The following is a 23250-nucleotide window of genomic DNA, read 5'->3' on the forward strand; positions in this document are numbered from 1 at the left end:
TCCCTGACCCACCACCGCCACCTGTAGGAGCGAGCCTGCTCGCGATGGTCTATCAGTCAACGACATGTTGAATGACACACCGCTATCGCGAGCAGGCTCGCTCCTACAAGGGGGCTGCGCAACGTTTCAATCCGACCTCAATAAACATAACAAGAGGCACCCCCATGCAACCGCAAACCCTCACCGGGCAGGCGTCGTTGGTGACGCCCAGTCGCAAGCGTTTTTTCATCATGGTCCTGCTGTTCATCACCGTGGTGATCAACTACCTGGACCGCAGCAACCTGTCGATTGCCGCTCCCGCGCTGACCAGCGACCTGGGCATCGACCCGATTCACGTCGGCCTGATCTTCTCCGCCTTCGGCTGGACCTACGCCGCCATGCAGATTCCCGGTGGCTGGCTGGTGGACCGGGTGCCGCCGCGCATCCTGTACACCGTGGCGCTGCTGCTGTGGTCGATTGCCACGGTGATGCTCGGCTTCGCCGCCAGTTTCATCGCGCTGTTCGTGCTGCGCATGGCGGTCGGTGCCCTGGAAGCGCCGGCCTACCCGATCAACAGTCGCGTGGTCACCACCTGGTTCCCCGAGCGTGAACGCGCCACGGCCATCGGTTTCTACACCTCCGGGCAGTTTGTCGGCCTGGCGTTCCTGACGCCGGTGCTGGCCTGGCTGCAACATGAATTCGGCTGGCACATGGTGTTCGTCACCACCGGGGCCGTGGGCATTCTGTGGGCGGTGATCTGGTACTCGGTGTATCGCGAACCCCGGGATTTCAAGGGCGCCAACGATGCCGAAATCGAGCTGATCCGCGAGGGCGGCGGTCTGGTGGACATCCAGTCCGAGCAGGCGAAAGTCAAAGCCAAATTCAGCTGGACCGACCTCGGTATTGTCCTGACCAAGCGCAAACTCTGGGGCATCTACCTCGGTCAGTTCTGCCTCAACTCGACGCTGTGGTTTTTCCTGACCTGGTTCCCGACCTACCTGGTGAAATATCGCGGCATGGACTTCATCAAGTCCGGGCTGCTGGCATCGCTGCCGTTTCTCGCCGCCTTCGTCGGCGTGCTGTGCTCGGGGTTCTTCTCCGACTTCCTGATCCGTCGCGGCTGCACCGTCGGGTTCGCCCGCAAGTTGCCGATCATCAGCGGCCTGCTGATTTCCACGTCGATCATCGGCGCCAACTTCGTGGAGTCGACACCGCTGGTGATTGCCTTCCTCGCGCTAGCCTTTTTCGGCAACGGCCTGGCGTCGATCACCTGGTCGCTGGTGTCGACCCTGGCGCCGGCGCGTCTGCTGGGGCTGACCGGTGGGGTGTTCAACTTCATCGGCAACCTGTCGGCCATCGCCACGCCGATTGTCATCGGCTTCCTGGCCACCGGGGATTCCTTCGCGCCGGCGATCACCTATATCTCGGTTCTGGCATTGATCGGTGCGCTTTCCTACATCTTGCTGGTGGGCAAGGTCGAGCGGATCAAGTTGTAGTCGTGGCACGCGGGCGACCATAATGCCGCCCGTTCACTCGCTCAACGGTAAAGGCTGGATATGCAGGAAGACGCCCCAAAAATCGCCAAGGACGCCGCGCCAACCGGCACCCAGACCCTGCTTCGTGGCCTGGGTGTGGTTCAGGCCGTGGCCAGCGGCGCCCGCGATCTGAAGGAAATCGCCCGGCTGATCGGTACCACGCGCAGCACCACCCATCGTCTGGCCAGTTGCCTGGTGGACGAACGCTATCTGCGGGTGGTGCCGCAAGTCGGTTATCTGTTGGGGCCCAAATTGATTGAGCTGGGGTTCCAGGCGCGGGAAGAGTTGCCGCTGGTGACGTTGGCAGGTCCCTACCTGGATGAGTTGTCGGTGCTGACCGGCGACACCATTCACCTGGCGATCCGCGAAGGCGATGAGGTGCTGTACCTGCACAAGAACCCGGGGCGCAACGGCCCGGAAATGCGTTCAAGGGTCGGCCATCGCATGCCACTGGCGCGCACCGGGATCGGCAAGGCGCTGATGCTGGATGACACGCCGCAAGAGTGGCAACGGCTGTACGAAGTCAGCCTGCCCGCCGGTGGGAAAAATCAGTTCTGGCCGCAGCACCCGGAGCAGTCCTGGGAACAGTTCCAGCAACGCATGCTGGAATACGTGGCCGGTGGTTATGCCTTCGATCTGGAAGACAACGAACCATCGATCCGCTGCGTGGCCGCGCCCGTTCGCGATGCCAGCAAGCGAATCGTCGCCGGTATCAGCATCGCCAGTACCGTGCCGTACATGCCGCTGGAAAAAATGGCCGAGCTGATTCCCCTCATCAAAGGCGTGACTGCAAGACTGTCAGCGGAACTGGGTCTGAAGGTTTAAGCCTTATCTTGATCGCAAGCAGGATCGCTCCTGCGCGTGGTGTGGGTCAGCTTTCGGTCTTCTTCTCTGCCGTTGCCAGTTCTTTCAAACGCTGATCGATCAACTGGCACTTGTCGGGCAGATCTTTCGCAGCCGTCCCCAGGTCCATCTTCTGCAACTCGTCGTTGATCTCCTTGGCCTTGGCCGGGTTCTGTTCTGTGAGCTTGCTGACTTCCTGCGCCAGTTGTTCGCGCTTGGCGGTGGCTTCCTCCGGCGTGCAGGCCCAGACAGGCAGGGCGCAGGCGAGGGTGGCGGCGAGGGTGAGCTTGAGCAGGGTTTTCATGGGGTATGCCTCGGTTCCGGTTAAGGCGGGTTAACCGGTTGAGGGCTTGAGGACTGGAAAAGTTCAGAGGACCTTGCAGGAGCGAGCCTGCTCGCGATAGCGGTATCTCAGGCAACATCGATGTCGACCGACATTCCGTAATCGCGAGCAGGCTCGCTCCTACAAAGGCATTCGGTGTTTATCCGGCATGACAGCAGCTGGATTTCTGCGCTTGCTCATATTTGTCGTGATGCCGCACCCACTCCATGATTTCCTCCTCATTGCGCCCCTTGGGCGTCAGGTCGAGGTAGTTGTAGGCGCCGACCAGCAGGTCCAAGCCTCGCGCGTAGGTGGAATAGGTGTGGAAAATCTCACCCGCCTCATTGCGATAAAACACGCTGAGCCCTGGGAGTTCTTCCTCTGAACCGTCGGTTTTTTCGTAGTTGTAGGTGGCGGTGCCAGCGGCCACGTCTTCGGCCCGGGCGGTCACGCCAAAGTCATAGTTGAAATCGCAACCCACGGAAGACACCCAATCGAATGTCCAGCCCATGCGCCGCTTGAAGGCCTGGAATTCGCCGAACGGTGCGTGGGAAACCGCCACCACGGCGACGTCGTGATGGGCCAGGTGCTGGTTGGCACCGTCGATGTGGTCGGAAAGGAACGAGCAGCCAGGGCAGCCTTCCTCCCAGCCTTCGGCGAACATGAAGTGGTAAATGATCAACTGGCTGCGACCGCCGAACAGGTCGGCGAGCTTCAGTTCGCCGTGCGGACCCTGGAAGTGGTAGTCCTTGTCGATCTTTACCCAGGGCAAGGCGCGGCGTTCGGCACTGAGTCTGTCCCGTTCCTTGGTGAAGGCCTTTTCGTGGGCCAGGTGCTGTTTGCGAGCGGCGAGCCATTCTTCCCGGGACACGACGGGATGATTCTGAATGTTCATGACGATTTCTCCTGCATCAGACAGGGAAGCGTGGGTTTGTGAGGCGACTTACACAGCCTAGTCGTTCGGCCCTCGGGCAATTCGACATACCGCCGGTCGGTCGTGCCACAACCCTGAGCTGAACGGCTATCGCCGCTGCCGGTCACAACCTATGAAGGCCCCCCTCAGTCACGGGCACCGGAGGTTGATTCAGGATGACGACTTATAACTGGGATTTGATTGAACGCCTGTTGCACGAAGTGCAGAACGGTGAAGCCAGTTTCACGCCACGGCCCTATGCCGAGCAGTACGTGGCGGAAAAAACGGCGCAGGGCGAGGCCACTGAAAACCTCGATCATCTGAAAGCAGTGGCCGGTGAGTACGAAAAATTACTGTTGGCACGAGGCTACATCGAGCCTCGGCCAGAAGAGCAGGGCGGCACGGGCTCCAATTACATTTTGACCCTGCGCGGTTCGAGGTTGCTGAGCCTGATCGACAGCAGCATTCCGGGTAACGATCATCCGCGGCAGGTGCTGGATGAACAGGCCGATGCGCTGGATGAAGTGACGTTTGATGAGGTGGCTTCGAGGGCGCAAATTGCCTGATTTTCGATGATCCCCTGAACTTGTAGGAGCGAGCCTGCTCGCGATAGCGATATGTCAGGCAACATCGATGTCGACTGACAGTCCGCAATCGCCAGCAGGCTCGCTCCTACAGGGGATGTGTTGGGTTCAACCCTGTTTGGCAGCCTTCAGACATTTCAAATCGCTGAAGTCCTTCTTCACCCCTTCGATTTTCGTCAGCAATCGCTGGCGCTGCACCGGCGTGCTCTGTGCCATCAAATCAACGAACAACGAGCGTGCCTGGGCTTCGGTCCGGGCGAATGCCTGTTTGTATTCCGGCGTCCACAGGCGCTCGCGATTGACCAGCAGGGTTTCGATTCGTTGTGGAAATTCCGGGGCATGTCGTTGCGCCACGGCCGCGCTGAACTGCTTCTGCCAGTGGACGCGATTGGCCAGCCACTGCGTGTTCTGGTCGCCCAGGGCGTTGGACCAGGCCACGACGCGCTGCTGTTGCGTGGCGCTGAGCGGCCCTATCCAGTCATCCAGGCGTTTCTCCATGCGCTCGGCGCGTTCCTTGATCTGCTGATCGAGGGAGGGCTTGAGGTACTCCGCCTGGCGTTTGCGCTGGTCCTTGGCGAAGGCCTCGTTCATTTCCGCGACCTGCTGGTCATCGAGCTTTTGCAATAGCTCGATGGCCGAGGGCGTGATCTCTCGGGCGGTTTCGGCGATGGCCTGTTCGGCTTCCTCTGAGCGCGCTTGCAGGGCGGCCTCGGTGACCTGATTGGTCGCCACCATGGTCTGCAAGCGGTCCAGCCAATCGAGGTATCCCGGCATTTGCGTGGTGCAGTGCCAACTCAAATGTTCCTTGAGCCGAACGTTGAGCCAGCTTTTCTGCTCGCCGTTCATGTCCAGGTAGTCGCTGAGGGTCCAGGGAATGATCACGTCGAGGTTGCGGTAGGCCAGGCCCATGCGACTACACGCACCGAGGGCGAGCGTAATGGCAAGTACGAAAGCAATGCGTGTTAACCAGCGCGACATGATCGAATCCTTGCGAAAGCCTGGCTTCGGGGTCTGATTCTTATGTGAACGCAGAATGAGTCTGGCAGTTCAGCCGATCAATAGAAGGCGCGTTCGGCCTTGAGCGTGACCAACCCGTCGCACTGGCTGTTGTGCCCGGAGTAGGCCGAGCAATAACTGCCGTTGAGACTGGAGTCGCTGTAGATCAGGTCGAGGTCGATGCCCATGAAGGGACGGGATAATTTCAGCGACCAATCGGTAAAACTGCCTACATAGCCATCGTCCACTGCGACCGGTGTGTTCAGTCGGTGGGTGGTGTATTTCATGCTGATACCGATGCCGAACGGTTGATTGCCACTCAAGTCGGCGAACAGGGTGCTGTTGCGTTTATCCGGGTCATTGCTGACGGCGACGCCGAAACGGCTGCCCAGCAAGGTCAGGCCGCCGAAGATCTCCTGGCTGTCCAAGGTGTTCACTTCGGGGTAGCTGTAATGGATGACGCCCACTTCGTAGCCGAGGCGTTGGTCGAAAGGTTGTTTAAACCCTGCGTAGGAATCGACTTCGAGATTATTACCCGGGCTGATGCCCAGGCTGGGTGACCATTGGCCAATGTAGAAGCCGCTGTCATGGGTCAGGTCCAGGCCACCATGGAATGAACCGGCGGCTGACGGTTTGACCAGGCCCTGGGCCATGCTGCGGCTTGGGCTGGTGCCGAGCTTGAGATCGAAATCACCCAACTCGCGCTGAAAGATCTGACCGTACGCCGTCGGGCATGCCAGGGTGAAGGCCAGCAACAATGAGCAGGAAGGTTTGAGCATGCGTCACTCCTTGGCTGCGAACACAGGCTTGAAGGCCTGTTGAAACGCTTGATCCAGACGCGTGCAAGGATACCGCGAATGCCTGGCTTGGGGAGCCATTGGTCAATTTTTACGGGATTGGCTGGAAAGCCGGGGAGGATGTTCGTCGAGTCCCGTCCAAGCGCTTCGGAGCTCAAAGCGCTTGTGGACCGGTTGAGGTGGGGGTCTTACTTTTTACCCAGGGAAATCTGTTTGGACGGGGCAAACGTCTGGCCGCTGACGCCCTTGGCAATTTGCTGGATTTCGCCACCGGACTTGAGGAATGCCGCGATCTGGCTGTTAAGCGATTCGCTGGTTTCGACGGCTGGGGCTGGTTTTACTTTGCTGTTGGATGCTTTTACGCGCATGACGACCATTCACCTTCAGAAAATTAAAATAGCCAGCCATCGTACAGCAATGACCCGGAATTTGCTTGGTTAATATCCCCTGGATATTCAGGCGTGCGTTGGCTAAAACGTCGATTATTATTTTGAATGGTCCCCTAAGTCGCTGTTTTAAATAAAAACATCGGAGATGAAAATTACGATTTTTGCCTGGCCGCAAATGACGAAAACCATGGCCACGGCCTGACGAGCGGCAAGCGGGTTTTGCAGAACCTCGGAAAATCAAGGCCTGCGAAGGATTTTCTGGTGCCAGTGGTTCGGCCACCAAACGCGACCGGCAAAAACGGGTAGAATGCCGCCCACGTAATGAGGGTATTTGAGATGGCTTTAGTCGGGCGTTACAACAGTTTGCAAGTGGTTAAACACACTAACTTCGGTTTATATCTGGACGGTGGCGCGGACGGCGAAATTCTTTTGCCCAATCGCTATATTCCAAAAGATATTCCCAGCGAAGATGAAGACTGGTTAAACGTTTTTGTATATCTGGACAGCGATGACAAACTTATCGCGACGACTGAAAAACCGAAAGTTCAGGTCGGTGAGTTTGCAAGTTTGAAAGTTGTTGAAGTCAACAGTATTGGTGTGTTCCTCGATTGGGGACTGCCGAAGGATCTGCTGCTGCCGTTCTCGGAAGAGAAGCGTCAGATGAAAGCGGGCGAATACGCGGTCGTGCACGTTTATCTCGACAAACATACCCGTCGAATCACCGCGACGACCCGCCTGGATCGCTACCTGGACAAGACCCCGGGCAACTATAGCCAGGGCCAGGAAGTTGATCTGCTGGTCGCCGAAGCCACCGATATGGGCTTCAAGGCGATCATCAACAACAAGCACTGGGGCTTGATCCACAAGAACGAAATCTTCAAGTTCATGCGCGCCGGCAAACAAGAGAAGGGCTTCATCAAGGAAGTGCGTGCCGACGGCAAGATCAGCCTGAGCCTGCAACCGGTTGGCCAGGAAGCGGCCTCCAGCCTTAACTCGAAGATCCTTGCCAAGTTGCGCGAGAACAACGGTTCTCTGGCTGTCAGCGACAAGAGTGATCCGACGTTGATCAGCGAGATGTTTGGCGTCAGCAAGGGCAACTTCAAGAAGGCCATCGGTGCTTTGTACAAGAATGGCCAGATTGTCATTCACGCCGACCGCATCGAGTTGACCTGACACCGACAGCTGTAGGAGCGAGCCTGCTCGCGATGGTCGTGAACGATAACGTGGGCTGTCTGGATGCCTGCGGTGTCTGAGCCTCCATCGCGAGCAGGCTCGCTCCTACAGAGGCAATTTCTGTTCTTCTGGTTAATAATCGACAGCACAATTTCTCACCCCGACCCTGCGTCGGGGTTTTGCTTTTTACTGCCGAGTCTTTGCCATGGATTGTTCGAACGAGGTTTCCCAATGAGCGCCACCCGGCGCAGCACCGATGGCTTTGCCCTGCAGGTGATGCTGGGTTTGTGCCTGGTCTGGGGCATCCAGCAGGTGTTGATCAAATGGGCGGCGCCGGACATTGCGCCGGTCATGCAGGCAGCCGGGCGGTCGGGCTTGTCCGCGTTGCTGGTGGGCTTGCTGATCTGCTGGAAAGGCGGCTGGGATCAGGTGGGCGGCACCTGGCGCGGCGGTCTGCTGGCCGGGGCGCTATTCGGTCTGGAGTTCTTCTTCATCTCCGAAGGCCTGCAACTGACCACGGCCGCACACATGTCGGTATTCCTTTACACAGCACCGATTTTCACCGCGCTGGGCGTGCACTGGCTGTTGCCGAGTGAGCGCCTGCGGCCGTTGCAATGGCTGGGGATCTTTCTGGCGTTTGTCGGCATCGCCGTCGCGTTTGCCGGTGGTGTGTCCTGGGACAACCTCGATCCGCGCATGTTGATGGGGGATGCGCTGGGTGTGCTGGCCGGTGCCGCCTGGGGCGCGACCACGGTGGTGGTGCGGGCTTCGCGATTGTCCGAGGCGCCGGTGACCCTGACCTTGTTCTACCAACTGATCGTCGGCTTCGTCGGCCTGCTGGTGATTGCCTTGTTCAGCGGCCAGATTACCCATGTCAGCCTGACCGGCGTGACCCTGACCAGCGTGCTGTTCCAAGGAATAGTGGTGTCGTTCTTCAGTTACCTGGTGTGGTTCTGGCTGCTGCGCCGTTACCTGGCCGCAAACCTGGCGGTGTTCTCATTCATGACACCGCTCTTCGGCGTTACGTTTGGTGTGGTGTTGCTGGGGGAAAAGCTAAGTGTGAATTTCGTCATTGGAGCCGTGCTGGTGTTGCTGGGCATCACCTTTGTCAGTGCCGAACAATGGCTGCGTCGGCGTTTGCGCAAAGCCCTGGGGCAATCCTGAAAGCCGTCCGGCCGAATCGATTGACATTCGTTGTAAAAGAACAATAGTGGGGGACTTGTTCTTATTTGGAGAATGGCGTGGAGTTCAGCCAGTTGCGCATCTTCCAGGCGGTTGCACAGGAAGAGTCCATTACTCGTGCAGCCGAGCGACTGCATCGGGTGCCGTCGAACCTGTCGACCCGGCTCAAGCAGCTGGAAGAACAGCTCGGTGTCGAGTTGTTCGTTCGCGAGCGTCAGCGTTTGCAACTGTCGCCTGCGGGAAAAGTCCTGCTGGACTACACCGCCAAACTGTTCGCCCTGCACGATGAAGCCCACGCGGCGGTCCAGGGCGGGCAACCCGCCGGTGACTTCGTGCTCGGCACCATGTACAGCACCGCTGCCATTCACCTTCCCGCGCTGCTGGCGCGTTATCACCGACGCTATCCGGCAGTGAACCTGCAAGTGCAGTCCGGCCCCAGTGGCGAGTTGTTCGAAGGGCTGCTTACCGGCCGGCTCGATGCGGCGCTGGTGGATGGTCCGCCAGGTCTTGCAGTGCTCGATGGCGTACTGTTGTGCGAAGAGCGCATGGTGCTGATCAGCGAGGCCGATCATCCTCCGGTGCAGAGTGCACGGGACGTGGAAGGGCGTTCGGTGTTCACCTTTCGCCAGGGTTGTTCCTATCGGATGCGTCTGGAGTCGTGGTTTTCCCACGATCAGGCGGCCATGGGCCGGGCGATCGAGATCGAGTCCTATCCGGGGATGCTGGCTTGTGTGATCGCCGGGTCGGGCGTGGCGCTGATGTCAGAGTCGATGCTCGCCAGCCTGCCGGGCCGCGAAAGCGTGGCGGTCCATCCGCTGCCTGAAGCCTTTGCCAGTGCAACCACCTGGCTGATGTGGCGCAAGGGCATGGTCGGGGCCAATCTGAATGCGTGGATCGAGGAACAGCAGGCGCTCTATCCGTCGGCGCAACAACAGCCTCGGGCGACTGCATGATTTAATGTGTCGGATTGTGATCGATTCAGTAACAGATCATTGCCACTTTCGACGAGCATTGCTCAGGACTTCGGACTATTATCAGTTCGAAGCGACTACAGAATTCCGGTCGCTCGGCACTACCCTGAAGGGGGCAACATGAAAGAGAAAATCCAAAACTGGCTGCATGACCTGGGTGTCGCGCTCGGTTTGATCGAACCGCCTCTGCAACCTGTGCCTATTCGCACTGACGACGAACAACGCCGACGTCAGCAGCGCCGCCGGTAAGCACGAAGAGCCAGGCGAAGGGTTGTTGTGGCAAGGGGATGAAACCCCTCGCCACGGACAGCATGCTCGCCACACCACTCTGTTTGCGAATCAGGCGCAGTTGAAATCAAGTTTCAATGCCGCCCGATTTCCATCAAGAACCGACTCAAGTCATTCGCCGTCCTGGCTGACTTGAGCATCCGGTCTTCCTCGGCAGTAAACGCCGTCAAACCGAACTCGTCTTCCAGGTGGAAGATCAGTTCTTCGATGTCCGATTTATCCAATCCCAACTGCATCAGGCTGGCGTTGTCGTCGAAATCGTCCTGCCGCTCCAGCAGGCGGCTGATGAAGCGATGCACGGCGGCGCGAACGGCGGCTTTTTTCATGGTGGCTCTTCGGGGCGTTGGTTTTTTGCCGTCCCTGAGTGCTTTCCTGAAAATGAGTACAGCAGGCTTCAGCCGTGTGAGCGCTGCCACTCGTCAATCATGTTGTGCAGATGCTCCCCGGAAAAACTGCCGAAATGCCCGCCATGCACGGTACGGATCGGCAACGCGCGCAAGCGTTGCAGGCTGCGGGCGTAGTCGTCGAGATTGGAGTGGTAGGCGTCTTCGATCAGCGGGCCGTCGTAGATGATGTCGCCGCTGAACAGCGTCTCGGTCGCCGCTTCATACAGACAGATACCACCCGGCGAATGCCCTGGCGTGTGCAGCACTTCCAATACCCGGTCGCCCAGATCCAGCACGTCGCCTTCTTCGATCATGCCGGTGGCCGGTGCGGCCTTGACCCGATATTCGGCATAGCACAGCGGGCAATCGGGGTGCGCTTCGAACATGTCATCACCGACAAAAGCCCGACTCAAATCGTTTTCACCGTCCGGTGCGGCCAGGATCTGTGCTTCGGCCGGGTGCACCAGGCGTTCATCGAATTCGTGATGCCCGGCAATGTGGTCGAAGTGGCAATGGCTGGCCACCGCCACCAGCGGCCGCTCGGTGATCCACGGCAATTGTTCGCGCAGGCTGACCAGCCCGGAGCCGCTGTCCAGCAAGAGATCCTTGTCACGCCCCTGCACATGCCAGAGGTTGCAGCGGTAGAAGGGGCGAATATACGGCTCGTGAATCAGGCGAATGCCGTCGCTGACTTGCTTGACCTCGAACCACTGATCGCGGGGAACAATCTTCATCAAGGGTTTTCTCCAGACGAAAAAAAACGGGTGTGGCAACCGACGCCACACCCGTCGAAGAAAGCATCAAGTCGTTATTTTCAGCTTAGATGGCGTTGGCCACCGCCACTGGGCGGCGAGACATCAGGCTCACCACAATGAAGCTCACCAGGCTTGCAACCAGGCTGTAGTAGATCGGGGTGTTGGCATCCAGACCGTCCTTGACCATGAACAGCAGGGCAGTGGCGAAGCCCAGGCCCATGCTGGCGATGGCGCCGGCGGTCGTTGCGCGTTTCCAGAAAATCGCACCCATCAGCGGAACCAGCATGCCGCCAACCAACAGGTTGTAGGCCAGGGTCAGGGCGCTGATCACGTCGTGCACCACCAGGGCGATACCCAGTACGACAATGCCGGTCAGCAGGGTCACCAGGCGGTTCAGGCCCAGGCTCGACTGCTTGCCACCGCGCAGTTTAGGCAGCAGGTCTTCGCTCAGGGTAGTCGCGGCAGCCAGCAGGCCGGCGCTTGCGGTGGACATCATGGCGGCCAGTGCGGCAGCGATCACCAGACCACGGATACCGTCCGGCAGGGACAGTTTCACGATAGCGGCGAAAGCGTTGTTGACGTTGTCCAGATCCGGGATCAGTACGTGAGCGGCCATGCCGATCAGGGCGCAGACCAGACCGTAGACGATGCAGTAGAGACCTGCGGCGGTACCGGCGACCTGTGCGACTTTGGCGGTCTTGGCGGTGAACACCCGTTGCCAGATGTCCTGACCGATCAGGATGCCGAAGAAGTAGATCACGAAGTAGGTGATGATGGTGTCCCAGCCGATGGTGGTGAAGCTGAAGCTCGCCTCCGGCAGTTTGGCCACCAACTGATCCCAGCCGCCGACGCGGTACAGGCAGATAGGCAACAGGATGAACATCAGGCCTACGGTCTTGATGACGAACTGGACGATGTCGGTCAGGGTCAGCGACCACATGCCGCCGATTGCCGAGTAGACCACGACCACGCCACCGCCAAGCAGGACCGAAATCCAGAATGGCAGGCCGAACAGCACTTGCAGGACGGTGCCGATCGCCAGGATCGAAACCACGCCGATCATCAGCGCGTAGGCCAGCATGATCACCGCGCTCGCCGAGCGGGCCATCGGGTTGTAGCGTTTTTCCAGCACCTGGGTAACGGTGTAGATCTTCAGCTTCAACAGCGGTTTGGCGAGGAACAGGTTCAGCGCCACGATCCCGCAACCCAGTGCGGCACACAGCCAGAAACCGGAGATGCCATGTACGTAGCCCAGGCGTACGGTGCCCACGGTGGACGCACCACCCAGGACGGTGGCGGCCATGGTGCCCATGTAGAGGCTCGGGCCGAGGTTACGACCGGCAACCAGAAACTCTTCGTTGGTCTTGGCCTTGCGCATGCCGTAGTAGCCGAGTATCAGCATCGCGGCTGCGTAGATGAGTACGACGAATAAATCCAAAGCCATTATGGCGTGTCTCCGATTGTCTTTTTTATGTGGAACTAAAAATCAAACCTTGTAGGAGCAATGCTTGCTCGCGATTGAGACAACACGGTCAATCAAGTTGACCGAGTGATCGTTTATCGCGGGCAAGCCTTGCTCCTACAGGTAGTGCGTTTATCAGGCGACTTGTCGCATCGCCGGTTTAGCGAGCGAATCCTTGCTCGTGTTGCGTGAATCATTCGGTCCGAACACCGCAGCCGGTTCCGGGAACAGGCTCAGCAATACCAGGTACACCACCGAGGCCAGGCCCAGGGTCACCGGCAGGCTGATGTCGATGCCGCCGGCCATTTCGCCCAGTGGTCCGACAAACTGCCCCGGCAGGTTCACGAAGCACAGGCCGACGGCCGCGCTCGGGATCCAGGCACCCAGGCCACGCCAGTTCCAGCCGTGGTTGAACCAGTAGCGGCCACCTTTCTCGCCGCGGGTGAACACTTGCAGGTCATCCGGGCAGTAGAAGCCACGACGTACCAGCAGGCCGATGATCATGATCACCATCCACGGAGTGGTGCAGGTGATGATCAGTACGGCGAAGGTCGACACGCTCTGCACCAGGTTCGCCGCGAAGCGACCGATGAAGATGAAGGCAATCGACATCACACCGATCAGCAGCGTGGCCTTGACCCGCGACAGCACCCGTGGGAACACGCTGGACATGTCCAGCCCGGTGCCATACAGCGACGTGGTACCGGTGGACATGCCGCCGATCACCGCAATCAGGCACACCGGCAGGAAGAACCAGCTTGGCGATACCGCCAGCAGGCCGCCCACGTAGTTGTTGGCCGCGATGTAGTCAGGTGCCTGGATCGCTACGATGGTGGCGGTGACCAGGCCGAACAGGAACGGGATGAAGGTCGCGATCTGCGAAATCACCACCGCCGCCATGATCCGGCGCTTGGACGTTTCGCGCGGAATGTAGCGCGACCAGTCACCCAGGAACGCCCCGAAGGAAATCGGGTTGCTCATGGCCACCAGCGCGGCACCGATGAAGGCCGCCCAGAAACCTGGCTGGCCCATGTTCACGGTGCCGGCGTAGTTCACATCGAAGGGACCTGCGAAGGCGAAGACGCCCAGCAGGAACAACAGGCTCGCGCTCCAGACTGCGATCTTGTTGACCCACAGCAAGAAACGGAAGCCATAGATGCATACAGTAAGCACCAGCACCGCGAACAGACCGTAGGCCAGACCCAGGGTCAGGTCGGTTTCCGGCAGGCCGATCAGGCGTTTCGCACCACCGATCAGCGCATCTCCCGAACTCCAGACCGAGAGCGAAAAGAAGGCGATGGCGGTCAACAGTGACAGGAACGAACCGACGATCCGCCCGTGAACACCGAAGTGTGCACCGGAAGACACGGCGTTGTTGGTGCCGTTGATCGGACCGAACAGGCCCATCGGCGCCAGGATCAGCGAGCCCAGCAGCACGCCCAGCACAATCGCCAGGGCCCCGGCCTGGAACGACAGGCCGAACAGCACCGGGAAACTGCCGAGAACGGCGGTGGCAAAGGTGTTCGAACCACCGAAGATCATCCGGAACAAGTCCGTCGGGCCTGCGGTGCGTTCGTTGTCCGGGATCTGCTCGACCCCGTGGGTTTCAATTTGTGTAAGGCTTTGGTCGTTGTTTTTGTTATTCATGATCTGCTCCGATCATAAAGGCGCGCTCATCGTGCGTGAGCGTCACCTGTGTTGGCTAAGGGGTTGGCAGCCCTTCCGGCATTGCGGACAAATGTTCGTGGCAGGCCAGCCATAGGCCTTGTTGTTCTTGGCCAGACGCTTGTTTCTTGAAAACAATCGTCTCGCGCTCCTGGCTGAAGTGTTGCTCCCCTTGCATGCGCAGCTCGGTGGCCACGTCATGGATGAAAATCGCCACGTCACCCTGCAGGCTGACGAAGGCGTTGCTCGAAGTGCACGACAGCACTTCGAAGCCATCCTCGGCGCGCCAGCTATCCCACAACGCCTGATAGGCATCGCGTGACAGCAGGGGCTGTCCGAGGGTGTAAAACACGAAGCTCGCATCGGCGCTGAACGCGCCGAAGTAGGCTTCGCGATCGTTACGGGCGAAGGCGGACACCAGATCGGCGGCCGCTTTCAAAACCTGATCGCGTTCGGTCATGACCAATCCTCAGCGGTGGACTACGCCAGGCAGTACGCAGAGCATTTCGTACAGCAGGTTGGCGGCCAGCAGCGAGGTGTTACCGGTGGTGTCGTAAGCGGGCGAGACTTCTACCAGATCGCAACCGATCAGGTCGAGGCCTTGGCAGCCACGAACGATCTCGATCGCCTGAATGGTGGTCAAGCCGCCGATTTCCGGGGTGCCGGTACCTGGAGCCCAGGCCGGGTCGATGCCGTCGATGTCGAAGCTCAGGTACACCGGACCGCCGCCGACTTTCTCGCGGACTTCGGCCATCAGTGGATCCAGCGATTTGTGCCAGCACTCTTCGGCCTGCACAACGCGGAAGCCCTGGTTGCGGCTCCAGTTGAAGTCGTCAGCGGTATAGCCCTGGGCGCGCAGACCGATCTGGACAACGCGGTCCGGGTCGATCAGGCCTTCTTCGACGGCGCGACGGAAGGTGGTGCCGTGGGCGATTTTCTCGCCGAACATGTGATCGTTCACATCGGCGTGGGCGTCGATGTGCACCAGGCCAACCTTGCCGTGCTTCTTGTGAATGGCACGCAGGATCGGCAGGGTGATGGTGTGGTCGCCGCCCAGGGTCAGCGGGATCACGTTGTGTTCGAGGATGTCGTCGTAGGCTTCTTCGATGATGCGAACGGCGTCCAGCAGGTTGAAGGTGTTGATCGCCACGTCGCCGATGTCGGCAACCGACAGCGAGTCGAACGGTGCGGCACCGGTGGCCATGTTGTATGGACGGATCATCACCGATTCGGTGCGGATGTCACGCGGCCCGAAACGGGTGCCAGGGCGCAGGGAAGTACCGATGTCCAGGGGCACGCCAACGAAGGCAGCGTCCAGGCCGGCAGCGGTAGGAACATGGGGGAGTCGCAGCATGGTGGCGATGCCGCCGAAGCGTGGCATCTCGTTGCCGCCCAGTGGTTGGTGAAGAATCTTGTCCACGGGTAGGGCCTCATCGTCGTTGTTTTATTTATGCAGGCAGCCGCTCACGGAAGGCATGGACACCTGCTTTGGGCCGATTCTGCGAAATGTAGTGGCCGGGAAGAATCGCTACGGGCAAATACTTAGTTCAGATTTTTCTAAACTAATGGCGATGACGGCGATAGACTTCACCGCATGCGCAAAATCCAATGCCAGGCACAAACCCTGTAGGAGCGAGCCTGCTCGCGATAGCGGTGGGTCAGTCAACATTGATGTTGGCTGTCATATCGCGATCGCGAGCAGGCTCGCTCCTACAAGGATCTTCATCGACTTGAGTATTGCGCGTCACCCCGTGATCGGAGCATTTCCATGGCCAACGCTTTACCCGACCTGAAACTATTGCGCATCTTCGTCAGCGTGGTGCGGCACCAGGGATTCGCCAACGCCCAGCAAGAGCTCAACCTCTCTACGTCGGCCATCAGCACCTACATGAGTCAGCTGGAGTCGGCGCTGGGGCTGGTGCTGTGCCATCGCGGCCGGGGTGGTTTCAGCCTGACCAGCAAGGGCGAGTTGTTCCATCAAGAGACCCTGCGCCTTTTAGGCGAACTGGAGGGTTTCGAACAATACGCCGCCGCGCTCAAGGGCGAATTGCGCGGCACCTTGAACCTGGGGGTGATCGACTCCACCGTCAGCGACAAGGCCCTGCCGTTCGCCGAGGCCATCGGCGCTTACAGCCAGGAACACCCGGCGGTGCATTTGCATTTGTCGGTGATGAGTCCCTACGAACTGCAACTGGGCGTGCAGGACAACCGTCTCGATCTGGCCATCGGTGCATTTTCCACGCGCATGAGCGGCCTGGTTTACATGCCGCTGTACCGCGAACAGCACTGGCTGTATTGCAGTACCCGCCACCCGCTGTTCAACGAGCGGCGCATTCCCGAGCAGGTCATCACCCAGCAGCGCATGGTCGGTCGCGGTTACTGGAGCCAGGCCGAACTGGCGCGTCACGGCTTCAAGCACAGCGCGGCGACGGTGGAAAGTATGGAGGCGCAACTGATCCTGGTGCTGTCCGGCGCCTACATCGGTTACCTGCCCGAACATTACGCCCAGGCCTGGGCCGACAAGGGCGACCTGCGGGTGCTGTTGCCGGCGACCTTCGGTTATCAGGCGCCGTTCTCGATGATCGTGCGCCGGGGCCGCAGCCGCGAACCGCTGATCCAGACCTTCCGCGATCTGCTCAAAGCACAGCTCAATCAGGCGTAAGACCATGTCCAGACTCCAATGCCCCCGCTGCCTGCGCCCGCAAAGCCATTGCCTGTGCCCGCTGATCCCCAGCCTCGACAGCCGTACCCGGGTGTTGCTGTTGCAGCATCCGAGCGAAGTGAACCATGCGCTGAATACCGCGCGGCTGGCAGCCCTGGGTTTGACCAATGCCGAGCTGATCGTCGGCGAGGTGTTCGAGGATTTGCCGGCACTGCTCAATCAACCGGGGTATCAGGCGCGGTTGTTGTTTCCCGCTGACGATGCGCAGCCGATGCAGGCCTACACCGCTTCCGATGATCCGTTGCTGCTGGTGGTACCGGACGGCACCTGGCGCAAGGCGCGCAAGATGCTGCACCTCAACCCGCTGCTGGCGGCATTGCCCAGGGTGACATTGGCCGAGGGCGGCGTGTCCCGTTACCGGCTGCGCAAGGCACCGGGGCCGGGGGCGTTATCGACGGTGGAGGCGATCGTGCAGGCGTTGCAGGTGCTGGAAGCGCCGGCTTCGTTCGAGGCGTTGTTAAAGCCGTTCGAGGCGTTGATCGAGGGGCAGATTGCGGCGATGGGGGAGGAGGTCTTTCAGCGTAATCATGGGCGGAAATAATGGTTGTCTGTGCTGGCCTCTTCGCGAGCAGGCTCGCTCCCACAGTTGATCGCATTTCCCTGTGGGAGTGAGCCTGCTCGCGATAGCGATAGAACAGGCAGCCAAAAAATCTGTTCGGGACTACCTTTCGCGCATCGCCTCAGTCCGCGCCTTCAGCACCGGCTTGAGCAGATAATCCAGCACGGTCTTCTCCCCGGTAATGATATCCACCGTCGCCACCATCCCCGGAATGATCAGCAGCGGTTTCACATCTCCGCCCAAATGGTTTTTATCGGTGCGCACCTGAATCAGGTAGAAGCTGTTGCCCTTGTCATCGGTGATGGTGTCGGCGCCGATCAGTTCAAGCTTGGCGCTCAGGCCGCCATAGATCGTGTAGTCGTAGGCGCTGAACTTGACCATGGCTTTCTGTCCTGGATGCAGAAACGCGACGTCCTGTGGCCGCACCTTGGCCTCGATCAGCAAGTTGTCTTCGAACGGTACGATTTCCACCATGTCGCTGCCCGGCTGAACCACGCCGCCAATGGTGTTGACCTTGAGCACCTTGATGATACCCTTGACCGGCGAGGTCACGGTGGTGCGGGTCACGCGGTCGTCGATGGCGATGCTCGACGCGGTGATTTTCGACAGGTCGGTGCGTTTCTCATTCAGTTCCTTGGCCGCTTCCGAACGGAAGGTTTGCTCCGATTCGTCGATCTTGCTCCTGATCTCGGCAATCGCCGATTCGGCCCGGGGAATCGCCAGGTTGGTGGCGTTGAGCGAGCCGCGGATTTCCACGGCACTGCGTTTAAGCCGCAGGATTTCAACGGGTGACACGGCGCCGGTCTTGACCAGCGGTTCGGACATGCCCATTTCCTGATTGACCAGCGCCAGGCTCGAACTGTACTGCCCGGCCTTGGAGCGAAACTCCGCCAGCTCCTGGGTTTTCTGCCGAAGCTGTTCGCTCAGGGTGCGCTGTTCACTGGCCAGGCGACGTTGCCGTTGCTCGTACAGCGCGCGCTCGTCCTCGGCCACTTGCGGCGCCTTGGCGATCACTTCATCCGACAGCTTCAGAGGCCGTCCCTCAGCCTCCGCCGATAAACGTTCGACCTGTGCGGTCAGGGCATAACGATCGGCCTCGCTTTCGCCCTTGTTCGACAGGTAGCGCGTGTCATCGAGGCGCAACAGGGTGTCGCCCTTGTTCACCATTTGCCCCTCGCGCACGAAGATCTCGGTGACGATGCCGCCCTCGAGGTTCTGGATCACTTGCACCTTGCTCGACGGAATCGCCTTGCCTTCGCCCATGGTGACTTCCTGCAGCACGGCGAACTTGGCCCAGACCAGCGCACTGATCAGCAGCGCCGCCGCCAGCCACACGGTAATGCGCGACCAGCGCGGTGAATCCTGCAGCGCCGCGCCGGCGGTTTCCGGCATGAATTCGGCCTCGGCGCTTTTGCCGAAACTGTCGAGGTAGCCACGTTCTTTCGGGGTAGCCGGTTGAGAGGCAGACATGGGCGACTCCTAGACTGCCGCAGAGCCGACACGGCCCTTGCGCAGTGCATCAATGACCGCTTCTTTCGGCCCGTCGGCGACGATCCGCCCGTTGTCCAGCACGATCAGCCGATCCACCAGGCTGAGCATCGAGGTGCGGTGGGTGACCAGCAGTACGGTTTTGCCCTGGACTAGGCCGTGGAGTTTTTGCCGCAGGACGTCTTCGCTGCTGTTGTCCATGGCGCTGGTGGGTTCGTCGAGCAACATGATCGGCGGGTCCAGCAGCATGGCCCGGGCCAGCAGCACCGCCTGGCGCTGCCCGCCGGAGAGCAGTTGCCCACGCTCGCCCACGGGCCGGTCGAAGCCTTGCGGGTGTTGCCGGGCCAGTTCGGTGACACCGGTCAGTTCCGCCACTTCCAGCATCCGCGAGTCGCTGATGTAACGCGCGCCGAGGGTCAGGTTGTCGCGCAGGCTGCCGGCCAGCAGCGGCAGGTCGTGGGCCACGTAGCCGATCTGATGGCGCAGGTCGGCGACGTCCAGTTGCCGCAGGTCCAGGCCATCGAGCAGCAGTTGGCCTTCCCCCGGTTCGAGGAAGCCCATGACCAGTCGTGCCAGAGTGCTTTTGCCCGAACCGCTGCGCCCGATGATGCCGATCCGTTCGCCGGGTTTGACGCTGAAACTGATGTTGGCCAGCGCCGCCGCGCTCTGGCCGTTGTAGTGGAAGGTCACGCCGGTCACGTCCAGCGCGCCTTGCAGATGGGTGCGCTCCAGTGGCCGCTGCCGGGCGTCGCGTTCCTGGGGCAGGGCCATCAGGGCGTCGGTGCTTTTCATGGTCAATTGCGCTTGCTGGTAACGGGTGATCAACCCGGCGATTTGCCCCAGCGGCGCCAACACCCGGCTGCCGAGCATGTAGGTTGCCACCAGCGCGCCGACGCTGAGGTTGCCTGCGATGATGCTGTAGACCCCGGCGACGATGGTGGCCATGCCGGAAATCTGTTGGATGAACAGTGTGCCGTTGGTGGCCAGCGCCGCCAGATTGCGTGCGTGGCTGTCGAGGCGGGTGAGGGCGCCGTGGGTGCTCTCCCATTTGTGCTGGCGTTCGCTTTCGGCGCTGCAGGCCTTGAGTGTCTCCAGGCCGCCGAGGGTTTCGATCAGCAGGGCCTGGCGTTCGGCGCCCAGGGTCAGGCTTTTTTGCACGGTGTCGCGCAGACGCGCCTGAATCACCATGGCGAAGATGATCGTGATCGGAAAGGCCAGAATCGGAATGACTACCAGCCAGCCGCCCAACAGGCCGATCACCAATAGCATCAGCAGGGCAAAGGGCAGGTCGATCAGGCTGGTGAGCGTCACCGCCGTCAGAAATTCCCGCAGCCCCTGGAAGTCATGGATGCTTTGGGCAAAACCGCCAATGGTCGCCGGTTTGGCTTTCATCGCCATGCCGGTGATGCGTTCGAACAAAGTCGCGGAAAGGATCACGTCGGTCTTCTTGCCGGCGGTGTCCAGCAAATGCGCGCGCACCACCCGCAGCACCAGTTCGAAACCGGTGCCGATCATCAAGCCGATGACCAGCACCCACAGGGTCGAGGTGGCCTGGTTCGGCACCACGCGGTCGTAGGTCTGCATCACGAACAGCGGCACCATCAACCCCAGCAGGTTGATCAGGAAGCTCGCCAGGATCGCATCGCTGTACAGCCATTTCGACAGCTTCAGGGTGTCGCGAAACCATGCCTGCACACGCGGTACCAGGGGCGAGCGCAGGTCTTCGAGTTCATGGCGCGGGCGGGCGAACAGGGCCTGGCCGCTGTAGTGTTCGGCGAGTTCTTCGGGGCTGATCCACTGTTCACCGCCGTCGGCTTCGCTGGGCAGGATCAGCACCCGGCCGTCTTCGCCAATACGCCGCAGCACGGCGGTGCGGTCGTTGTTCAGCAGCAACAATACCGGCAGGTTGAGCGGGGAAATGTCCTTGAGATCGCGGCGCAGCAGGCGCGCCTGCAAACCGGCCCGGGCGGCGGCGCGGGGCAGCAGGTCCAGGCTCATGCGCTGCTTGGCCATGGGCAGCCCGGCACTGAGGCTGCCGCGACTGACCGTCGCGCCGTGGAGTTTGCAGAGGATCAACAGACCGTCCAGTAACGGGTCATCGAAGCTCAGGCGCGGATCGACACCGGTGTTGCCGGGTTCCATGCTGGTCACATTGATCGCTCCCTTATTTGAACAACTCAATCAATTGTAGGAGCGAGCCTGCTCGCGATGAACCGGAGTGCGACGCGGGGTGTCAGGCTTCCCGCTTCATCGTTAACGATCATCGCGAGCAGGCTCGCTCCTACAGGAGGCGTCTCATTTGAGATCAGGCAGACGGGCTTCGTTCTTCACCTCGGCCTGGGCGACCGCATCGGCAGGCAGCACGACCCGCTGTTTGCTCAGCAATTGGCCCATGTTCGCCAGAACACGGTACATCGAAAACTCCTCGGTGTAGCGCACTTCCGTGTAGCGGCGGTTGGCGTTGTAGAGTTCGTTTTCGCTGTCCAGCAGGTCGAGCAGGGTGCGCTGGCCGAGGCCGAACTGGTCCTGGTAGGCCATGCGTACGCGCTTGCTGGTTTCGGCATATTCACGGGCGGTCGGGGTTTGTTTCTTGGCATTGACCATGGCGTTCCAGGCCAGGTGAATGTTCTCGTTGAGTTGGCGCAGGGCGTTGTTGCGGATGTCCATCGCCTGATTGATCTTGTGCGCGTCCGATTGCAGGCGCGCCTTGTCGCTGCCGCCGCGGAACAGGTTGTAGTTCATCACCACGCCGACCCGCCATTCATTGTCATGGCCCTTGTCGCCCTGGATGTTGTTGTTCGCACCGACCGCCGCTTCCGCATCGAAGCGAGGGTAGAACGGCGACTTGGCCACTTCGTACTGGCTCTCGGCCGATTGCACGTCAGCCTGGGCGGATTTCAGGTACGGGTTGTTTTCCACCATGCTCTGCTGGGCTTCGAGCAAGGTTGGCGGCAGTTCGCCCCGGGTCGAGGGCGGTGCTTCCAGTTCATCGGGCAGGCGGCCGACCACGGCGGCGAAGTTCGACTCGGCGTCGGCCAGGTCCACCTGGGCGGTATCGAGGTTGTTTTCCGCCAGGGCCCGACGGGCGGTGGACTGATCGGCGTCGGCGTTGCTGCCGACACCGCGCTGGGTGCGCAGGCCGATCTGATCGTTGACCCGCAAGTGTGCCTGCAGGTTGTTCTGCGCCAATGTCACCAGCTCACGGCGCTTGAGCACTTCGAGATAGACCTCGATGGTGCGCAGGGCCAGGTCCTGGGCGGTGCCCTGGGCGTAATAGGCACGGGAGTTGACCACGCCCTTGGTGCGCTCGACTTCATTGGCAGTGTTGAACCCGTCGAACAGCATCTGCCGCAACCGCAGCTCCGACTGGGTGTAATTGAGGATCGAGGTGTGGTGATCGCCGAACGCCCGGGTGTTGGTGTTATCGCTGTAGCCGCGCCCGTAGGCGGCATTGAGATCCACCGACGGATAAAAGCCCCCCTTGGCGACCTTTACGTCTTCATCAGCCGACAAACGGCTATCCACCCGCGACGCCAGCTCAGGGTGGGTCGCGATGGTGCTCTGGATGGCCTCGGTCATGGTCATGGCTTGAGCCTGGTAGGTGCAGGCCATGGCCAGTAAAACTGCGGAGCAGAGGGGGTTTAAGCGGCGCATGGGTGCATCTCCCTGAAGTCCTGATGGTGCTTTATCGTCGCCAAATAATTGACGACATTTATAGGTAAACCGTTTCATGGCTTTTACATCAGAGCTAAGAACATTCTGGAGAGAACCTAAGAAGTTTTTCTCATAATGTTTATGCCGAAAAAAACTTATGCGCTCTGCAAAATCCAGCACATTGTTCAGTTGCGAAGCCCTTGTTTTATGAGCTTTAGGGCGCTCTCCGAGGGCTTCGGAAAAGTTCCACCCACTTATCGACATAGGGCGGGGAAGTGCTGGAGGGAGGGAGGTGTAGCGGTACAGTGAGTGACAAAATTTTGTCACTCGTGTGATTCACCACCGTTACGCATCGTTGCAGGGTGAGTCGCCCACGAAGAAACGCCCGATACAATTGATTGCAAAGGCTTTTCTTCCGATGAAGGTGACACCCACGGGCAATACGCCGGGCGAGATCGTCGCCAGGGAAGCGGCTTACTCAGGTAAACGCTCACTTTTAGACGAACCGCCAGGCAAGTCGCCTGAGCCATCCATGAGCATGTTCTCCGCAACAAAAAAGGTGCCGACAGCGGTTGGCAGCGGAGGAA

At 60.1% G+C, this 23250-nt stretch carries 23 protein-coding genes; 9 read left to right on the forward strand and 14 right to left on the reverse strand.

What is annotated here, in order from left to right; genetic code table 11:
• Positions 1–164: 164 nt before the first annotated feature.
• Together DKY63_RS27370 and DKY63_RS27375 are read left to right on the forward strand one after the other, a co-directional pair.
• Positions 165–1475 (forward strand): MFS transporter, encoded by a 1311-nt coding sequence (locus DKY63_RS27370; protein ID WP_110966977.1) that lies wholly within the window; start codon positions 165–167, stop codon positions 1473–1475.
• Positions 1476–1535: 60 nt separating this feature from the next.
• Entirely contained in the window at positions 1536–2339 is an 804-nt protein-coding gene (locus DKY63_RS27375; RefSeq protein WP_110966978.1) for an IclR family transcriptional regulator, read from the forward strand.
• A 46-nt stretch (positions 2340–2385) separates the two neighbouring features.
• Here DKY63_RS27375 and DKY63_RS27380 read toward each other — a convergent pair whose 3' ends face one another.
• Both DKY63_RS27380 and DKY63_RS27385 read right to left on the reverse strand, forming a co-directional pair.
• Entirely contained in the window at positions 2386–2661 is a 276-nt protein-coding gene (locus DKY63_RS27380; RefSeq protein ID WP_110966979.1) for a hypothetical protein, read from the reverse strand.
• Positions 2662–2839: 178 nt separating this feature from the next.
• Positions 2840–3574: a DUF899 domain-containing protein gene (locus DKY63_RS27385; RefSeq protein WP_110966980.1), complete on the reverse strand. Its 735-nt coding sequence runs from the start codon at positions 3572–3574 to the stop codon at positions 2840–2842.
• Positions 3575–3768: 194 nt separating this feature from the next.
• On the opposite strand from DKY63_RS27385, the gene DKY63_RS27390 reads away from it, so the two are divergent.
• Positions 3769–4158: a transcriptional regulator gene (locus DKY63_RS27390; RefSeq protein WP_110966981.1), complete on the forward strand. Its 390-nt coding sequence runs from the start codon at positions 3769–3771 to the stop codon at positions 4156–4158.
• A gap of 126 nt (positions 4159–4284) precedes the next feature.
• Here DKY63_RS27390 and DKY63_RS27400 read toward each other — a convergent pair whose 3' ends face one another.
• The 3 genes from DKY63_RS27400 to DKY63_RS27410 form a co-directional block, all read right to left on the reverse strand.
• Positions 4285–5154 carry a DUF6279 family lipoprotein gene (locus DKY63_RS27400; protein WP_110966982.1) on the reverse strand — a complete coding sequence of 290 codons (870 nt, stop codon included), beginning with the start codon at positions 5152–5154 and terminating at the stop codon, positions 4285–4287.
• A 77-nt stretch (positions 5155–5231) separates the two neighbouring features.
• A complete protein-coding gene (locus DKY63_RS27405) occupies positions 5232–5951 on the reverse strand; it encodes a TorF family putative porin (RefSeq protein ID WP_110966983.1) in 720 nt (239 codons plus the stop codon).
• Between the two features lie 206 nt (positions 5952–6157).
• Positions 6158–6346: a hypothetical protein gene (locus DKY63_RS27410; protein WP_204354261.1), complete on the reverse strand. Its 189-nt coding sequence runs from the start codon at positions 6344–6346 to the stop codon at positions 6158–6160.
• A 348-nt stretch (positions 6347–6694) separates the two neighbouring features.
• Here DKY63_RS27410 and DKY63_RS27415 point away from each other — a divergent pair, with 348 nt between their 5' ends.
• The 4 genes from DKY63_RS27415 (at position 6695) to DKY63_RS32910 (ending at position 9933) form a co-directional block, all read left to right on the forward strand.
• On the forward strand, positions 6695–7531 hold the full coding sequence (locus tag DKY63_RS27415) for a CvfB family protein (RefSeq protein ID WP_110966984.1): 837 nt from the start codon (positions 6695–6697) through the stop codon (positions 7529–7531).
• 231 nt (positions 7532–7762) lie between these two features.
• Complete coding sequence (locus DKY63_RS27420) at positions 7763–8695, forward strand: DMT family transporter (protein WP_110966985.1); 933 nt, start codon at positions 7763–7765, stop codon at positions 8693–8695.
• A gap of 77 nt (positions 8696–8772) precedes the next feature.
• Complete coding sequence (ptrR, locus tag DKY63_RS27425; RefSeq protein ID WP_110966986.1) at positions 8773–9666, forward strand: putrescine utilization regulator PtrR; 894 nt, start codon at positions 8773–8775, stop codon at positions 9664–9666.
• 138 nt (positions 9667–9804) lie between these two features.
• Entirely contained in the window at positions 9805–9933 is a 129-nt protein-coding gene (locus tag DKY63_RS32910) for a PA1414 family protein (RefSeq protein WP_007914492.1), read from the forward strand.
• A gap of 113 nt (positions 9934–10046) precedes the next feature.
• Here the strand turns inward: DKY63_RS32910 and DKY63_RS27430 are convergent, their stop codons facing one another.
• From DKY63_RS27430 to speB, 6 genes are all read right to left on the reverse strand, one after another.
• On the reverse strand, positions 10047–10298 hold the full coding sequence (locus DKY63_RS27430; protein WP_110966987.1) for an acyl carrier protein: 252 nt from the start codon (positions 10296–10298) through the stop codon (positions 10047–10049).
• A 68-nt stretch (positions 10299–10366) separates the two neighbouring features.
• A complete protein-coding gene (locus tag DKY63_RS27435; protein WP_110966988.1) occupies positions 10367–11092 on the reverse strand; it encodes an MBL fold metallo-hydrolase in 726 nt (241 codons plus the stop codon).
• 85 nt (positions 11093–11177) lie between these two features.
• Positions 11178–12557, reverse strand: a complete 1380-nt coding sequence (locus tag DKY63_RS27440; protein WP_110966989.1) for a sodium:solute symporter — start codon at positions 12555–12557, stop codon at positions 11178–11180.
• Positions 12558–12710: 153 nt separating this feature from the next.
• Positions 12711–14222, reverse strand: a complete 1512-nt coding sequence (locus DKY63_RS27445) for a purine-cytosine permease family protein (RefSeq protein WP_110966990.1) — start codon at positions 14220–14222, stop codon at positions 12711–12713.
• A 55-nt stretch (positions 14223–14277) separates the two neighbouring features.
• Positions 14278–14700, reverse strand: a complete 423-nt coding sequence (locus DKY63_RS27450) for a YybH family protein (RefSeq protein WP_110966991.1) — start codon at positions 14698–14700, stop codon at positions 14278–14280.
• A 9-nt stretch (positions 14701–14709) separates the two neighbouring features.
• The gene (gene speB, locus DKY63_RS27455; RefSeq protein WP_110966992.1) at positions 14710–15660 is read right to left on the reverse strand and encodes an agmatinase; all 951 of its coding nucleotides are present in this window, start codon (positions 15658–15660) and stop codon (positions 14710–14712) included.
• A gap of 348 nt (positions 15661–16008) precedes the next feature.
• Here speB and DKY63_RS27460 point away from each other — a divergent pair, with 348 nt between their 5' ends.
• Both DKY63_RS27460 and DKY63_RS27465 read left to right on the forward strand, forming a co-directional pair.
• Positions 16009–16902 (forward strand): LysR family transcriptional regulator, encoded by an 894-nt coding sequence (locus DKY63_RS27460; protein ID WP_007984914.1) that lies wholly within the window; start codon positions 16009–16011, stop codon positions 16900–16902.
• 4 nt (positions 16903–16906) lie between these two features.
• Positions 16907–17503 carry a tRNA-uridine aminocarboxypropyltransferase gene (locus DKY63_RS27465; RefSeq protein WP_110966993.1) on the forward strand — a complete coding sequence of 199 codons (597 nt, stop codon included), beginning with the start codon at positions 16907–16909 and terminating at the stop codon, positions 17501–17503.
• Positions 17504–17623: 120 nt separating this feature from the next.
• On the opposite strand, the gene DKY63_RS27470 is transcribed toward DKY63_RS27465, so the two are convergent.
• The 3 genes from DKY63_RS27470 to DKY63_RS27480 form a co-directional block, all read right to left on the reverse strand.
• The gene (locus DKY63_RS27470; RefSeq protein WP_110966994.1) at positions 17624–18991 is read right to left on the reverse strand and encodes an HlyD family type I secretion periplasmic adaptor subunit; all 1368 of its coding nucleotides are present in this window, start codon (positions 18989–18991) and stop codon (positions 17624–17626) included.
• A 9-nt stretch (positions 18992–19000) separates the two neighbouring features.
• Positions 19001–21160 (reverse strand): type I secretion system permease/ATPase, encoded by a 2160-nt coding sequence (locus tag DKY63_RS27475; RefSeq protein WP_110966995.1) that lies wholly within the window; start codon positions 21158–21160, stop codon positions 19001–19003.
• A 144-nt stretch (positions 21161–21304) separates the two neighbouring features.
• The gene (locus tag DKY63_RS27480) at positions 21305–22663 is read right to left on the reverse strand and encodes a TolC family outer membrane protein (protein ID WP_110966996.1); all 1359 of its coding nucleotides are present in this window, start codon (positions 22661–22663) and stop codon (positions 21305–21307) included.
• Between the last annotated feature and the right edge of the window lie 587 nt (positions 22664–23250).

Origin of the sequence: Pseudomonas putida, from assembly GCF_003228315.1 — a bacterium.
GTDB lineage: Bacteria > Pseudomonadota > Gammaproteobacteria > Pseudomonadales > Pseudomonadaceae > Aquipseudomonas > Aquipseudomonas putida_S.

Bases quoted from the DNA above. Each gene is read 5' to 3' on its own strand.
- DKY63_RS27420 (WP_110966985.1), top strand. From the start codon at position 7,763: ATGAGCGCCACCCGGCGCAGCACCGATGGCTTTGCCCTGCAGGTGATG.
- DKY63_RS27480 (WP_110966996.1), bottom strand. From the start codon at position 22,663: ATGCGCCGCTTAAACCCCCTCTGCTCCGCAGTTTTACTGGCCATGGCC.
- DKY63_RS27415 (WP_110966984.1), top strand. From the start codon at position 6,695: ATGGCTTTAGTCGGGCGTTACAACAGTTTGCAAGTGGTTAAACACACT.
- DKY63_RS27375 (WP_110966978.1), top strand. From the start codon at position 1,536: ATGCAGGAAGACGCCCCAAAAATCGCCAAGGACGCCGCGCCAACCGGC.
- DKY63_RS27410 (WP_204354261.1), bottom strand. From the start codon at position 6,346: ATGGTCGTCATGCGCGTAAAAGCATCCAACAGCAAAGTAAAACCAGCC.
- DKY63_RS27405 (WP_110966983.1), bottom strand. From the start codon at position 5,951: ATGCTCAAACCTTCCTGCTCATTGTTGCTGGCCTTCACCCTGGCATGC.
- DKY63_RS27385 (WP_110966980.1), bottom strand. From the start codon at position 3,574: ATGAACATTCAGAATCATCCCGTCGTGTCCCGGGAAGAATGGCTCGCC.
- DKY63_RS27440 (WP_110966989.1), bottom strand. From the start codon at position 12,557: ATGGCTTTGGATTTATTCGTCGTACTCATCTACGCAGCCGCGATGCTG.
- DKY63_RS27370 (WP_110966977.1), top strand. From the start codon at position 165: ATGCAACCGCAAACCCTCACCGGGCAGGCGTCGTTGGTGACGCCCAGT.
- DKY63_RS27450 (WP_110966991.1), bottom strand. From the start codon at position 14,700: ATGACCGAACGCGATCAGGTTTTGAAAGCGGCCGCCGATCTGGTGTCC.
- DKY63_RS27470 (WP_110966994.1), bottom strand. From the start codon at position 18,991: ATGTCTGCCTCTCAACCGGCTACCCCGAAAGAACGTGGCTACCTCGAC.
- DKY63_RS27460 (WP_007984914.1), top strand. From the start codon at position 16,009: ATGGCCAACGCTTTACCCGACCTGAAACTATTGCGCATCTTCGTCAGC.
- DKY63_RS27445 (WP_110966990.1), bottom strand. From the start codon at position 14,222: ATGAATAACAAAAACAACGACCAAAGCCTTACACAAATTGAAACCCAC.
- DKY63_RS32910 (WP_007914492.1), top strand. From the start codon at position 9,805: ATGAAAGAGAAAATCCAAAACTGGCTGCATGACCTGGGTGTCGCGCTC.
- DKY63_RS27400 (WP_110966982.1), bottom strand. From the start codon at position 5,154: ATGTCGCGCTGGTTAACACGCATTGCTTTCGTACTTGCCATTACGCTC.
- DKY63_RS27380 (WP_110966979.1), bottom strand. From the start codon at position 2,661: ATGAAAACCCTGCTCAAGCTCACCCTCGCCGCCACCCTCGCCTGCGCC.
- DKY63_RS27430 (WP_110966987.1), bottom strand. From the start codon at position 10,298: ATGAAAAAAGCCGCCGTTCGCGCCGCCGTGCATCGCTTCATCAGCCGC.
- DKY63_RS27465 (WP_110966993.1), top strand. From the start codon at position 16,907: ATGTCCAGACTCCAATGCCCCCGCTGCCTGCGCCCGCAAAGCCATTGC.
- DKY63_RS27390 (WP_110966981.1), top strand. From the start codon at position 3,769: ATGACGACTTATAACTGGGATTTGATTGAACGCCTGTTGCACGAAGTG.
- DKY63_RS27435 (WP_110966988.1), bottom strand. From the start codon at position 11,092: ATGAAGATTGTTCCCCGCGATCAGTGGTTCGAGGTCAAGCAAGTCAGC.